Below are 13,125 nucleotides of genomic sequence, written 5' to 3'. Positions count from 1 at the left end.
AGTATCGCTGTGCGCACGTCCGCCAAGAACCCTGCAGAGGTGGGGGCTGTGCGCGCCATATCGCCAGCGGATTGGTGGCTTGCCGCAAAGGCCTTCGCGCCCGCGTTCCGCGCCCATGTCTGGCAACCGGCCTGCATGCTACGATTCTTCGCATCGCCGCAGGCGAATGAACGGCAGAAAGCGTGGACAAAGCGAACGCAAACAACGAAGGATCATTCGGCGAGGTGTTTGAGGACTTCAGGCTGGTCTGGGTTGCCGAACAACTGCAGGATGGCAAATGGACGGCGCGCTACTGCTGGCATCACGGTACTTCCGAAGCCGCGGGTAGGGCACTGCAGGAAGCCGTTTTCAACGGCAAGTCACGCCGGCTGCTGGGTCACTTCGACACCGAGGCGGAGACCATTGCCGCCATCAAGCAGGCAGTATTGCTGGAGGCCAAGTGGCAGCCGCGCAAGGCGTGATGCAAACCTCGAAAAAATTTGTGCGGGATACTAGCCATCTTGGAAAAGTGTTTGTATAATCTTGGTTTTCGTCGATCAGCACTTCGCTGATGACCTCTACGGTGGCTGTAGCTCAGTTGGTAGAGTCCAGGATTGTGATTCCTGTCGTCGTGGGTTCGAGTCCCATCAGCCACCCCAAGTTGCCAAGTGAAACAGCGCCTGTGAAGGCGCTGTTTTACTTTGTGGGTCGAATTCCAAAGGGTTCGTATGTTCCTTCGAGCAGCGGTAATGGGCGTTGGCGTGGCAATGGCCGCGATGATGGCGGGGTGTGCCACTGGCACGTCGGAAAAAGACATTCGCGCGCGTCCGCCGATGCGCTTGTTCACGCCGGCAAGAATGGCTGACGTTGCCAAATGCCTGCGCAACAATCTCGGCGATGAGGCCACGGTCGTCAACCTGCCGGCAAAGAACCAGACGGAAATCCGGATCGGGCAGCCAAACGGCAGCGGCGAGTTTGCATATGCTTACCTGATCTCGCTGACGGCCAGGCCGGATGGCACGGCCGTCGAGCTGCGCAAGACCAATACGTGGTTTCCGCAGATGACGCCGGAAGAATTGGAAACGGAAACCAAGGCGTGCGCGCGTAGCTGATTCAGGGCGGGGCGCAGGCCAGCGAGTGAGGCTGCTCCAGCTTCAAATGGCCAGCTTGTTCGTGGTTTCCAGTTCAAGCATCCTGCAGATAGCGGCCATGCTGCCTACCATGGTCCGGCGCTGCGCGCCCTGATAGACGCGTACGCCCTTGCACTGGCGGAACGGTACCGGCTTGACCGGGCGGCGGGTGGCGACGTGGTGGGTTTGCGGCATGGTTGCACCTCTTTCTTGGGCAAAAGCGGGGTCAACACCCGGCAAGCCGGGCGGCGTCTGCAAAGCAATGGAAGCGGGTGGGTCCGTGCAGGCGCAAGGCCTGCCGTGCCCGGCTAGAAGCCGGAGGATCGGATCAGGCCGACCGCGATGCCTTCCAGCGAAAACTCTTCACGCCCGGGTTCAACGATGATGTTGGCGAAGTCCGGGTTTTCCGCGATCAGCTCGATATGGCCGCCGCGCCGCTGCAGGCGCTTGACCGTGACATCGTCGCCGAGTCGTGCCACCACGATCTTGCCGTTGGGCGCTTCGCTGGCGCGGCGCACGGCGAGCAGGTCGCCGTCGAGAATACCGGCGTCGCGCATGCTCAGGCCGCGCACGCGCAGCAGGTAGTCGGGGCGTTCATCGAAAACCGAGGCGTCGACCTGGTACTGGCGGTCGATATGCTCGGCGGCAAGGATGGGGCTGCCGGCGGCAACGCGGCCGACCAACGGCAACGTCAGTTGCAACACGCCGGGAATGGGCAGCGAGAACTGGTCCGGCATTTCCGAATCGCTGCGCGACACCTTCAGGCGGATGCCGCGCGAGGCGCCCGGCGTCAACTCGATCACGCCTTTGCGGGCCAGCGCGCGCAGGTGTTCTTCCGCGGCATTTGGCGAGGAAAAGCCGAACTCGGCAGCAATCTCGGCGCGCGTGGGCGGGAAGCCGGTACGGCGGATCGTATTGCGGATCAGATCGAAAATCTGCTGCTGCCGGGGTGTCAGGGTCGCCATGGGATCGCCGTTCCGTGCAGGCGCGCTGGAGCAGGGGATGGATGGGCTTCCCAACGGGCTGGGCTGTCCCCGAAATCCTGCATCCGGCGGGCCGGGCACTGTATGTTTAAACAGTATGCTGTGATTTTATACAGTATCGGCTTCAGCGCAAGCAGAATTTTTGGTGGCGCGCGTGAACCGATCGGCATCGGCGCGCGCCATGCTGGCGGAAGTCCGCCATTACAATCGCGATTCGATTGCCCGGCGCATGCGTTCCCTTCCTCTTTCTGTTTCCTGAGCCCCAGCACCCATGACCCAATTGCCTCGCATCGTTGTACTGGCTACCGGCGGCACCATTGCCGGCGCTTCCGGCAACCCCGCCAGCAGCGCGCACTACCAGGCGGCCACGGTGCCCGTGTCGTCGTTGCTGGCGGCGGTGCCGGCGCTGAAGTCGGTGGCGCGGATCGAAGCCGAGCAGGTGGCGCAGGTCGACAGCAAGGACATGACCTTCGCGCTGTGGGCCGCGCTGGCGGCTCGCGTCGAGCACTGGTCGGCGCAGGCGGATGTGGCGGGCATCGTGATCACGCACGGCACCGATACGCTGGAAGAAACGGCGATGGCGCTGCACCTGACCCAGGCGTGCCCGATCCCGGTGGTGATGACGGCGGCGATGCGGCCCTCCACCTCGCTGTCCGCCGACGGGCCGCTCAACCTGCTTGACGCGGTACGGGTGGCGGCGCATCCGGATGCGCGCGGCAAGGGCGTCCTGGTGGTGCTGAACCAGCAGATCCACGCGGCGCGCGATGTTGCCAAGGCGCATACCTCGGCGGTGGACGCCTTCGTGTCCCAATGCGGGCCGCTCGGGATGGTGCAGGACGACTACGTGCGCTTTGGGCGCACGCCGCGGCAGGCATGGGCGATCGGGCCGATGCCGCGCGCATGGCCGGTGGTCGAGATCGTGGCGAGCTACGCACAGCCGGGCCGGATCGCCGTCGATGCGCTGGTGCAGGCTGGCGTGGCGGGCCTGGTGGTGGCCGCCGCCGGCAATGGTTCCATCCATGAAGCGCTGGCGGAGGCCCTGGTGGATGCGGCCGCGGCTGGCGTGGCGGTGGTGCGCAGTTCGCGCACCGGCGCCGGCCATGTGGCGATTCCGGCGCACCCGAGCCCGTCCGATGGCGTTTTCGTCTCTGCCGCAGATCTGAATCCTTACAAGGCGAGGGTGTTGCTGACACTGGCGCTTGCGGCCGATCCCGCGCTGGCGCAGGATCCCGTGCGCCTGCAGGCATCCTTTGCCAAGGCCTGAGGCAGCCTTGCCGCTTGCGCGGCCGGCTGGCACCGGGCTATAATTTAAGGCTATTCAACCTTGCCACACCGGACTCGTGACGCCCGGGTGGCTAATCCCAAAAGGAGCGTCAATGCGTCATTACGAAATCGTCTTCATCGTCCACCCGGACCAGAGCGAACAAGTGCCGGCCATGATCGAGCGCTACAAGCAGCTCGTGACCTCGCAGAACGGCAACGTTCACCGCGTGGAAGACTGGGGCCGTCGCCAGATGGCCTACATGATCCAGAAGCTGGCCAAGGCTCACTACGTTTGCCTGAACATCGAATGCGGCAAGGACACGCTGGCTGAACTGGAACACGCGTTCAAGTTCAACGATGCCGTGCTGCGCCACCTGATCGTGCAGACCAAGAAGGCTGAAACCGCTCCTTCGCCGATGATGAAGGAAGTGCAGCGCGAAGAAGCCCGCAAGGCCGCGCAAACGACCACCGAAGGCCAGGCCGCCTGAGTGCGGACTGCGGTGCGAGCCCTGGCTGACAGCGTCGGCCGCGGCAGCACGAATGGCAAACAGCAAGAGGCCCCGCGTTGAACCAGCTTCGGCTTGCCGCCACCCTGGCGGAACGCGATGCCCTGCGCTATACCCCGGCCGGGGTGCCCGTCGTGAACTGCATCTTGCAGTACAGCGGCGAGGCAGTCGAGGCGGAAACGCCGCGCCAGGTCGAGTTTGCCATTGCAGCGATGGGGATCGGGCCGGTTGGCCAGCGGCTTGAGCGATTGCCGCTCGGCACGCTGCTCGACTGCGAAGGATTCCTCGCCCGCAGGCACCGCAACAGCAAGGCTCTCGTCTTTCACATCACCGGATGTAAAGCATTCGCAAAGGATTGAATCATGGCATTCATCAAACGTGACAACAAGAACAAGAAGCGCTTCCAGCAACAGAACCCGCTGTTCAAGCGCAAGCGCTTCTGCCGCTTCACCGTGGCTGGCGTGGAACAGATCGACTACAAGGATCTGGACACCCTGAAGGACTTCATCGGCGACAACGGCAAGATCACGCCGGCCCGCCTGACCGGTACCAAGGCTCACTATCAGCGTCAGCTGGATACGGCCATCAAGCGCGCGCGTTTCCTCGCGCTGATGCCGTACACCGACCTGCACAAGAACTGATAGGCCCTAGGTCCGTAACGGAGAGAACACGATGCAAGTCATTCTGCTGGAAAAAGTCATCAACCTGGGCAACCTGGGTGACATCGTCAAGGTGAAGGACGGTTACGCCCGTAACTTCCTGATCCCGTCGAAGAAGGCGCGCCGCGCCACGCAAACCGCGATCGGCGAATTCGAAGTCAAGCGCGCCGAGCTGGAAAAGGCCGCTGCCGAGAAGCTGGCCGCCGCGCAAGCCGAAGGCGAGAAGCTGAACGGCCTGACCGTCCAGATCAGCCAGAAGTCGGGTGTTGACGGCCGTCTGTTCGGCTCGGTCACCAACGCCGACATCGCCGTGGCCCTGGAAGGCCAAGGCTTCAAGGTCGAGAAGGCTCAGGTTCGCCTGCCGAACGGCCCGCTGAAGATGGTGGGCGACCACCCGATCAGCGTCGCGCTGCACACCGACGTCGTGGTCGACGTGACCGTGTCGGTGCTGGGCGAGCAGGTCTAAGACCGGCGCAGCGACGCCGCGCTGCGGCGCCGCCCCGAAGCACTGCAAGCAGAAAAGGCAGGAGCCCTGGCTCCTGCCTTTTTTTGTTGCCCGCTTGCGCTGGCTGGCGGGTGTCGTGCAAATGTCCGGTGTAGTGCGTCCTCCAGCCGCGTCACGCCTTATAATCCCTCCCCATGAACGCGCCCGTCGCCGACCCCCAACTCGATAACCTCAAGGTCCCGCCGCATTCCATTGAAGCCGAGCAGTCGGTGCTCGGTGGCCTGCTGCTGGACAATGCCGCCTGGGACCGCATTGCGGACTTCCTTTCGGAGGCGGATTTCTACCGCTTCGACCACCGGATGATCTTCCAGAGCATCGCCCGGTTGATCTCGGCCACCAAGCCGGCCGACGTGATCACGGTCTACGAAATGCTGCAGGTTGCGGGCAAGGCCGAGGAAGTTGGCGGGCTGGCGTACCTGAATTCGCTGGCACAGAACACGCCCAGCGCGGCCAATATCCGTCGCTATGCGGAGATCGTGCGCGAGCGTGCGGTGCTGCGCAAGCTGGTCACCGTGGCCGACGACATCGCCTCGGCCGCCTTCGCGCCCAAGGGGCGGGAAGTCCGCGAGCTGCTGGACGAAGCCGAATCCAAGGTGTTTGCGATTGCCGAAGAGGGCGCGCGCGGCCAGGCAGGCTTCCAGGAAATCCAGCCGCTGCTGACGCAGGTGGTGGAGCGCATCGACGAGCTTTACCATCGCGACAGCACCAGCGACGTGACCGGCGTGCCCACGGGCTTCGTGGACCTGGACCGGATGACCAGCGGCATGCAGGGCGGCGACCTGATCATCGTGGCGGGCCGCCCCTCGATGGGTAAGACCGCGTTCTCGCTGAACATCGGCGAGCATGTGGCGGTGGAGCAGGGCCTGCCGGTGGCGGTGTTCTCGATGGAAATGGCCGGCACGCAGCTGGCCATGCGTATGCTGGGCTCGGTCGGCCGGCTGGACCAGCACCGGCTGCGTACCGGCCGCCTGCTGGATGAAGACTGGCCACGCCTGACGCATGCCATCCAGCGCATGAACGATGCACAGCTGTTCATCGATGAGACCCCGGCGCTGAATCCGATGGAACTACGGGCACGCTCGCGCCGCCTGGCGCGCCAGTGCGGGCAGCTCGGCCTGATCATCATCGACTACCTGCAGCTGATGTCGGGCTCCGGCGGCGGTGAGAACCGCGCGACGGAAATTTCAGAAATTTCCCGTTCGCTGAAGGGGCTGGCCAAGGAACTCAACTGCCCGGTGATCGCGCTGTCGCAGCTGAACCGAAGCCTGGAACAGCGCCCCAACAAGCGTCCGGTGATGTCCGACCTGCGCGAATCCGGCGCTATCGAACAGGATGCCGACGTGATCCTGTTCATCTACCGCGACGAGGTCTACAACCCCGATTCGCAGGACAAGGGCACCTCCGAAATCATTATCGGCAAGCAGCGTAACGGTCCGATCGGCACGGTGCGGCTGACTTTCCTGGGCCAGTTCACCAAGTTCGACAACTTCACTGGCGGCCCGGCGTTCTTCGACAACGACACCTGACGAAGTCAAGCCCGCCCGCGAGATCGCGCCGCGGGCCGTCTCGTTTGTGCCAAATCGGCGGGCAATGTCCGCGTAACCCTGTAAAATGTTGCGCTTTGATGACAGCCGCCCACCCGGCGGCTGTCTTGCTTCGCGTTCAATCCATCTGCAACACATCAGCAGCGCCACACGCGCCGCCTTAAGGAACATTCCATGTTCGGCCGATTCATGCCCACCGAGGGCAAGTTCTTCGAATATTTCAACCAGCACGCCGACTGCGCGGTGACCGCCGCCCACGAGCTCCAGGCCCTGGTCAACGACCTGCCCAACGCCGAGGCGCATGCCCGCCGCGTCCAGGCCACCGAGAAGAAGGCCGACCGGATCACGCACGACACCATCGACCTGCTGCACAAGACCTTCATCACGCCGCTGGACCGCGACGAGATCCACAAGCTCATCACGACCATGGATGACATCCTGGACCTGATGGAAGACGTGGCCGAGACCATCTCGCTGTACGACGTGACCAACCTGACCGAAGAGGCGTTGCGCCTGGCCGCGATCTGCGTGCAGTGCTGCGATCAGGTCAAGATCGCGGTGGGCCTGCTCGAGGACATGGGGAACGCCAGCACCATCCTGAAGACCGCCCAGCAGATCGACCAGCTCGAGTCCGAGGCCGACCGCGTGATGCGCTCGGCGATGTCGAAGCTGTTCCGCGACGAGACCGATGTGAAGCGCCTGATCAAGCTGAAAGCCATCTACGAACAGCTCGAGACGATCACCGACAAGTGCGAGGACGTCGCCAACATCATCGAAGGCATCGTCCTGGAAAACGCCTGAGGCGGTAATCGGCATGCAGACCATTCAAATGAGCCTGTGGGTGATTGCCCTGCTGGTGGCGCTCGCGCTGCTGTTCGACTTCATGAACGGCTTCCACGACGCGGCCAACTCGATCGCCACGGTGGTATCCACGGGCGTGCTCAAGCCGCACCATGCGGTGGCGATGGCGGCGATGTGCAACGTCGTCGCAATCTTCGTCTTTCACCTGAAGGTGGCGGCTACCGTGGGCACCGGCACCATCGATGTCGGGATCGTCGACCACTACGTAATCTTCGGCGCCTTGGTGGGCGCGATCGCCTGGAACGTCATTACCTGGTACTACGGCATCCCGTCGTCGTCATCGCACGCACTGATCGGCGGGCTGGTGGGCGCGGCGGTGGCCAAGGCCGGCACCGGTGCGCTGGTCGGCAGCGGTCTGCTGAAGACCGTGGCCTTTATCCTGATCTCGCCGTTCCTGGGTTTCCTGCTCGGCTCGATCATGATGGTGATGGTGGGCTGGACCTTCTTCCGCACGCCGCCGTCGCGGGTGGACCGCTGGTTCCGCAGGCTGCAGCTGGTGTCGGCCTCGCTGTACAGCCTGGGCCATGGCGGCAATGACGCGCAGAAGACCATCGGCATCATCTGGATGCTGCTGATCGCCAGTGGCCACGTGATGGCCGGCGGCCAGCCTCCGACGTGGGTGATCGTGAGCTGCTATGTGGCCATCGGCATGGGCACGCTGTTCGGCGGCTGGCGCATCGTGCGCACCATGGGACAGAAGATCACCAAGCTCAAACCGGTGGGCGGCTTCTGTGCCGAGACCGGCGGGGCGCTGACGCTGTTCTTTGCCTCGGCGCTGGGTGTGCCGGTATCGACCACGCATACGATCACGGGAGCTATCGTCGGCGTTGGCTCGGCGCAGAAGATGTCCGCGGTGCGCTGGGGCGTGGCCGGCAACATCGTGTGGGCCTGGGTGCTGACGATTCCGGCATCGGCCTTCATGGCGGCGATCGCATGGTGGATCGGGCGCCATATCCTGTAACGCGGGATTGGACGGTCATGCAAAAAGCCAGGCAGCTGCCTGGCTTTTTGTTTGCCCGCGTGCCGGGCGCTTAGCGGTTAGCGAAGGCGGCGATGGGGTCGTCGTCGTCGGGCAAAGGGGCCGGTTCCGGTACCAGCGGCGCTGGCGCAGGGGCCGGTGTGGCTGGCGGCGGCAGGTTGATCGCGCCGGAGACCACCCGCCGTGCGCCGTTGTAGCGCGAGGCCCAATAGGGCTTGCCCATGTCCTCCAGCCGCACGGTGCCGCCGGACGATGGTGCATGGACAAAGCGGTTCTGGCCGACGTAGATGCCGACATGCGAGTTGGCACGTCCGGTGGTGTTGAAGAACACCAGGTCGCCCGAAGCGACTTCGCTGCGGTCGAGCGCGCTTCCACGGGTGCCCATGGCTTCGGTAGTGCGCGGCAGGTTGACGTTGGCGGCACGGGATACCACATAGCGCACCAACCCGCTGCAATCGAAGCCGGCATCCGGCGTGTTGCCGCCGTAGCGGTACGGCGTGCCGACCAGCGACATCGCCTGGATCGAGATCTCCTCCAGCCCGGCGCTGGGATCGACCATGGGCTTGCCGGGCGTGCGCGGCAAGCTGCCATGGCGAGAGGGTGGGGAACTGGCGCACGCCGCGAGCAGCAGTGCGGTGGCACAGAGCAGCGGCAGGCCTGCCCTGGCGAGCGGCCCCGGCGGGGCGGGAGGACTGGAAGAACTATGGGTACGGCGCAATGGCATCGCTGGATTCCGGTCGCCGGCCTGCCGGCGCACCGGAAACCTTGCCGCTACCAGCGTAGCTGGGCGTTGCGGGTGCCGGTGCTGACCTTGATCGACTTGGGCTGGCCCTTGTAACTGGCTTCGATATTGTAGCTGCCTTCTGGCGCACGTATCAGGCAGCGGGGGCCGGCGGCGCGAAAGGTTGCGACCTCCTGTTCGTCGCGTACCAGCTTGACCGCGACGTCGGACAGGAACTCGCCCGCGGCGCCCTGCGTGAACAGGATACCGATATTGAAATCCTTCTCGCGCGCGGCAAGCGCCTGGCGCTCGTCTTCGGCGACTCCGCCACAGACATAGCTGACCGGGCCCATGGTGCGGATCACCAGGTCGTCAGCCGCGGCGCGCGCCTGGAGCGGGCAGGCCAGGGCCATGGCAGCGCCAATCAGCGCGGCCAGGCGGAGATGCTGTTGGTTCATCGACACGCCTCCAGTGGGGATGCGGGACAACAAGCGGACGTGCGGACATCATAGCCGCATTGCGCTTGCCGCTCACGACAGCGGGTCCGGGCGCCCGCCTGCAAGGCAGGGCGCCCGGGCTGCCGCCCGCGTCAGAGTACGTCGCCGGCGTGGTCGGCCAGGCGCGAGCGCTCGCCGCGCGCCAGTGTGATATGCCCGCTGTGGCTCCAGCCCTTGAAGCGATCCACCACGTAGGTCAGGCCGGACGAACCTTCGGTCAGGTACGGCGTGTCGATCTGCGCGATATTGCCCAGGCAGATGATCTTGGTACCGGGGCCCGCGCGCGTCACCAGCGTCTTCATCTGCTTTGGCGTCAGGTTCTGCGCCTCGTCGATGATGACGAACTTGTTGACGAAGGTGCGGCCGCGCATGAAGTTCATGCTCTTGACCTTGATGCGCGAGCGGATCAGCTCCTGCGTGGCGGCGCGGCCCCAGTCGCCGGCGCTGTCATCGCTCTTCTGCAGCACTTCGAGGTTGTCGTCGAATGCGCCCATCCACGGCTGCATCTTCTCTTCCTCGGTCCCGGGCAGAAAGCCGATGTCCTCGCCGACCGGCACGGTGGCGCGGGTGACGATGATCTCGTTGTAGAGCTTCTGGTCGAGCACCTGCTCCAGCCCAGCCGCCAGTGCCAGCAGCGTCTTGCCGGTACCGGCCTGGCCCAGCAGCGTGACGAAGTCGATATCCGGATTCATCAGCAGGTTGAGCGCGAAGTTCTGCTCGCGGTTGCGCGCGGTCACGCTCCACACATTGTTCTTGTGGTGCGTGTAGTCCTTGAGCGTCTGCAGCAGCGCGGTCTTGCCGTTGATTTCCTTGACCTGCGCATACAGAGGCAGGCTGCCGTCGACCGGTTCCAGGTAGACAAACTGGTTGACCAGGAAAGAGGGCACCAGCGGGCCGGTCAGGCGGTAGAACATTGCGCCGGACTTGGGATCCTGCCAGCTTTCCACGCCCTTGCCGTGCCTGGCCCAGAACTCGCCGGGCAACTGCATCACGCCGGCGTAGAGCAGGTCCTTGTCTTCCAGGACCTGGTCGTTGTAGTAGTCCTCCGCCGGCAGGCCGAGTGCGCGCGCCTTGATGCGCATGTTGATGTCTTTGGACACCAGCACGACCTGGCGCTCGGGGTATTGCTGCTGCAACGCGCTGACCACGCCCAGGATCTGGTTGTCGGCCTTGCCCTGCGGCAGGCCCTCGGGCAGCTTGATATCGTTCAGCCGCGTCTGGAAGAACAGCTTGCCCTGCGCGTCGCGGTTGCCAAGCTTTTCCAGCGGCAAGCCTTCGTCGAGTACGCCGTCGGTGCCGCCCACCAGCGAATCGAGCGTGCGGCTGACCATGCGCGCGTTGCGCGCGACTTCGCTCATGCCCTTCTTGTGGTTGTCCAGTTCTTCGAGCGTCATCATCGGCAGATAGATGTCGTGTTCCTCGAAGCGGAAGAGCGAGGTCGGGTCGTGCATCAGCACGTTGGTGTCGAGCACGAACAGCTTGCTCGGGCCTTCGGCCTTGCGCGCGCGGCGCGAGGTGCCGGCCACGGGCTTGACCAGGCTGACCGGCGGGGCGCTGGCCGTGGGCGCGGGCCCGGCCGGGGTTTCGGTGCTGCGGGCGCGGGTACCACCGGCGGCGCGTGCCTTCACGGCAGGCGCCTTGGCCTCGCCGGTTTCCAGCAATGCCACGCGCTCGAGTGCCGGCACAGGTTTCTTCGACTGTGTGGCGGACTTGGCCTTGGGCACCGCGGAGACCGGAGCGAATTCGCTCGGGTCCAGCAATTGGGCAGGCTTGGCGGGCATGGTAGGCAGCGGCATGCTTGGCTTTCCTTTCAGGGGGACGAGAGAGGGGCTAAGGCGTCCGTGCCGCGACGCGCAACTGCGTCGTGGCCAGCGACCGGGGCATGCATGCGCGAGGCACCCGGCGCGGACAGGCATGAGCGCAAACAAAAAAGCCGCCATGCCTGCATAACAGGGTTGGCGGCTTCTTTGCGGACCGGCGGCACGGCAGGTCCGCGACCGGCCTGTGGCGCGAACCGCCTGGGCCGGGAAGTCGAATCAGCGTGGCATCCGGAATCTGAACTCATTACGGGCCAATGTATCCGAAGGCCCCGGGTTTGGCAATTGGGTTTGCCAACCCTTTGCGGCGCCGGCTGTACGCTGTGTCGCAGGCACGCAAAAACGCGCAAGACCTCAGATGGCGCGCACCAGTTCCAGGATTTCGTCGACATGGTTCGGCACCTTGATGCCGCGCAGCTCGTGCCGCAGGATGCCCTTGCCGTCGATGACAAAGGTGCTGCGCTCGATGCCGCGGTACTCCTTGCCATAAAGCTTTTTCATCTTGATGACATCGAACAGCGAGCACACCGCTTCGTCGGCATCGGAGATCAGTTCGAACGGCAGCTCGAGCTTGGCCTTGAAGTTCTCGTGCGAGCGGATGCTGTCGCGCGAGATGCCGAAGACCTGCACGCCAGCCTTGGTGAAATCGTCATACTGGTCGCGGAAGTTCATGGCCTCCGTGGTGCAACCCGGCGTGTTGTCCTTCGGGTAGAAGTACAGCACCACCGTCTTGCCGCGGAAGTCGGCAAGGCGGAAGGTAGCGTCGCCGGTCATCGGCGCGCTGAAGTCGGGTACGGCCTTGTTGAGACTGATCGTCATTCTTGTGGCTCCTGGGCAAGGGGCAGGGTGATTCGGGAAGGGGGGCTGCCACCTTAGCGGGAGCAGATTGGGGCGCGCACCCGGACTTCAAGCGTGCCGTGGGCTCAACTTGCGTGGGCGCCGGGCGATCCTGCTTCGGCGTCAGGCAGCGTCGGCAGCCGGTTCGAGCAGCAGCACCGCAGCCACCTTGCGGCCCTCGGCCATCAGGATGTTGTAGGTGCGGCAGGCGGCCTGCATGTCCATCGCGTCGACGCCCACATGGCGGCGCGAAAGCGACGCGGTCAGGCGCGGATGCGGGAAGCGCAGGCGGGAGCCTGTGCCGAGCAGCACGACTTCGGGCCCGAGTTCGGCCAGTTGCTCGAAATGAACCGGCTCCAGGTCTTCGAAGCGGCTCACCGGCCAGGGCCGGATCTCGCCTTCTGGCATGACCAGGATCGAGGTGGTGTGGCGGACGAGGTTGATCTCGATGTAGTCAGGCCCATAGGCCGTGACGGTATTCAGCGACGGGGTCTGGTCGGCGTGGAGTTTCACTTGGGGGCCTCTGCGGCGACCGCCGCCGGTTGCCTGGCCGGCCCGTGGGGCGGATGGCCGACAGCGCGGGCGGTCGTGGTGTGACGGGCAGGACAGGCGCAGGGGCGGGCACTGGCCCGCAGTCGCTTGCCGTACGCGCCGCTGGCGTACGCTGCAATGCAAGAATCCCTGCCGAAGTCTGTCATAATCCGATAAATTATAGCTTTTGCCTCCCTGTTTGCCACGCCCGGGCCACGTCCGCGTTGCATTGCAGCGGACGGTGCCTCCGCGTTCGTTCAGATTTAGCCAGATATTCTGCCCGGTGCCGCCGACGCGGCACACTATCCCTGCC

17 protein-coding genes and 1 tRNA gene are annotated in these 13,125 nt (G+C 64.5%); 11 read left to right on the top strand and 7 right to left on the bottom strand.

Features of this window, described 5'->3' with window-relative positions; translation table 11 throughout:
• Positions 1-182 precede the first annotated feature (182 nt).
• From J8I34_RS08230 to J8I34_RS08220, 3 genes are all read left to right on the top strand, one after another.
• The gene (locus J8I34_RS08230) at positions 183-461 is read left to right on the top strand and encodes a hypothetical protein (RefSeq protein ID WP_209805796.1); all 279 of its coding nucleotides are present in this window, start codon (positions 183-185) and stop codon (positions 459-461) included.
• A gap of 101 nt (positions 462-562) precedes the next feature.
• Positions 563-638: transfer RNA gene (locus J8I34_RS08225), tRNA-His, on the top strand.
• A gap of 108 nt (positions 639-746) precedes the next feature.
• Positions 747-1,091, top strand: coding sequence for a hypothetical protein (locus J8I34_RS08220; protein WP_232232466.1), 345 nt, complete (start codon positions 747-749; stop codon positions 1,089-1,091).
• Between the two features lie 42 nt (positions 1,092-1,133).
• Here J8I34_RS08220 and J8I34_RS08215 read toward each other — a convergent pair whose 3' ends face one another.
• Both J8I34_RS08215 and lexA read right to left on the bottom strand, forming a co-directional pair.
• Positions 1,134-1,304: a hypothetical protein gene (locus J8I34_RS08215; protein WP_198030846.1), complete on the bottom strand. Its 171-nt coding sequence runs from the start codon at positions 1,302-1,304 to the stop codon at positions 1,134-1,136.
• A gap of 113 nt (positions 1,305-1,417) precedes the next feature.
• Complete coding sequence (lexA, locus tag J8I34_RS08210; protein WP_029048697.1) at positions 1,418-2,074, bottom strand: transcriptional repressor LexA; 657 nt, start codon at positions 2,072-2,074, stop codon at positions 1,418-1,420.
• A 289-nt stretch (positions 2,075-2,363) separates the two neighbouring features.
• On the opposite strand from lexA, the gene J8I34_RS08205 reads away from it, so the two are divergent.
• From J8I34_RS08205 to J8I34_RS08170, 8 genes are all read left to right on the top strand, one after another.
• A complete protein-coding gene (locus J8I34_RS08205; RefSeq protein WP_209805795.1) occupies positions 2,364-3,356 on the top strand; it encodes an asparaginase in 993 nt (330 codons plus the stop codon).
• 112 nt (positions 3,357-3,468) lie between these two features.
• A complete protein-coding gene (gene rpsF, locus J8I34_RS08200) occupies positions 3,469-3,843 on the top strand; it encodes a 30S ribosomal protein S6 (protein ID WP_029048699.1) in 375 nt (124 codons plus the stop codon).
• Between the two features lie 77 nt (positions 3,844-3,920).
• Positions 3,921-4,220: a primosomal replication protein N gene (priB, locus tag J8I34_RS08195; RefSeq protein ID WP_029048700.1), complete on the top strand. Its 300-nt coding sequence runs from the start codon at positions 3,921-3,923 to the stop codon at positions 4,218-4,220.
• Between the two features lie 3 nt (positions 4,221-4,223).
• Positions 4,224-4,502, top strand: coding sequence for a 30S ribosomal protein S18 (gene rpsR / locus J8I34_RS08190; protein WP_011298166.1), 279 nt, complete (start codon positions 4,224-4,226; stop codon positions 4,500-4,502).
• A 31-nt stretch (positions 4,503-4,533) separates the two neighbouring features.
• Positions 4,534-4,986 carry a 50S ribosomal protein L9 gene (gene rplI, locus J8I34_RS08185; RefSeq protein ID WP_029048701.1) on the top strand — a complete coding sequence of 151 codons (453 nt, stop codon included), beginning with the start codon at positions 4,534-4,536 and terminating at the stop codon, positions 4,984-4,986.
• Between the two features lie 173 nt (positions 4,987-5,159).
• Positions 5,160-6,551 carry a replicative DNA helicase gene (locus J8I34_RS08180; protein ID WP_029048702.1) on the top strand — a complete coding sequence of 464 codons (1,392 nt, stop codon included), beginning with the start codon at positions 5,160-5,162 and terminating at the stop codon, positions 6,549-6,551.
• 192 nt (positions 6,552-6,743) lie between these two features.
• Positions 6,744-7,370 (top strand): DUF47 domain-containing protein, encoded by a 627-nt coding sequence (locus tag J8I34_RS08175; protein WP_029048703.1) that lies wholly within the window; start codon positions 6,744-6,746, stop codon positions 7,368-7,370.
• 13 nt (positions 7,371-7,383) lie between these two features.
• Positions 7,384-8,391 carry an inorganic phosphate transporter gene (locus tag J8I34_RS08170; RefSeq protein WP_029048704.1) on the top strand — a complete coding sequence of 336 codons (1,008 nt, stop codon included), beginning with the start codon at positions 7,384-7,386 and terminating at the stop codon, positions 8,389-8,391.
• Positions 8,392-8,461: 70 nt separating this feature from the next.
• Here J8I34_RS08170 and J8I34_RS08165 read toward each other — a convergent pair whose 3' ends face one another.
• The 5 genes from J8I34_RS08165 to J8I34_RS08145 all read right to left on the bottom strand — a co-directional run bounded on the left by J8I34_RS08165 (position 8,462) and on the right by J8I34_RS08145 (position 12,794).
• The gene (locus tag J8I34_RS08165; protein WP_209805794.1) at positions 8,462-9,133 is read right to left on the bottom strand and encodes a C40 family peptidase; all 672 of its coding nucleotides are present in this window, start codon (positions 9,131-9,133) and stop codon (positions 8,462-8,464) included.
• A gap of 47 nt (positions 9,134-9,180) precedes the next feature.
• The gene (locus J8I34_RS08160; RefSeq protein WP_035878244.1) at positions 9,181-9,588 is read right to left on the bottom strand and encodes a hypothetical protein; all 408 of its coding nucleotides are present in this window, start codon (positions 9,586-9,588) and stop codon (positions 9,181-9,183) included.
• Positions 9,589-9,719: 131 nt separating this feature from the next.
• Positions 9,720-11,423: a PhoH family protein gene (locus tag J8I34_RS08155; protein WP_029048707.1), complete on the bottom strand. Its 1,704-nt coding sequence runs from the start codon at positions 11,421-11,423 to the stop codon at positions 9,720-9,722.
• Positions 11,424-11,798: 375 nt separating this feature from the next.
• Entirely contained in the window at positions 11,799-12,263 is a 465-nt protein-coding gene (locus J8I34_RS08150; protein WP_029048708.1) for a peroxiredoxin, read from the bottom strand.
• 141 nt (positions 12,264-12,404) lie between these two features.
• Entirely contained in the window at positions 12,405-12,794 is a 390-nt protein-coding gene (locus J8I34_RS08145; protein WP_029048709.1) for an Mth938-like domain-containing protein, read from the bottom strand.
• Positions 12,795-13,125 lie beyond the last annotated feature (331 nt).

Origin of the sequence: Cupriavidus phytohabitans (genome assembly GCF_017815025.1) — a bacterium.
Lineage (GTDB): Bacteria > Pseudomonadota > Gammaproteobacteria > Burkholderiales > Burkholderiaceae > Cupriavidus.
Note: the sequence above shows the minus strand (reverse complement) of the source record. Positions and strands in the feature narration are given on the sequence as shown.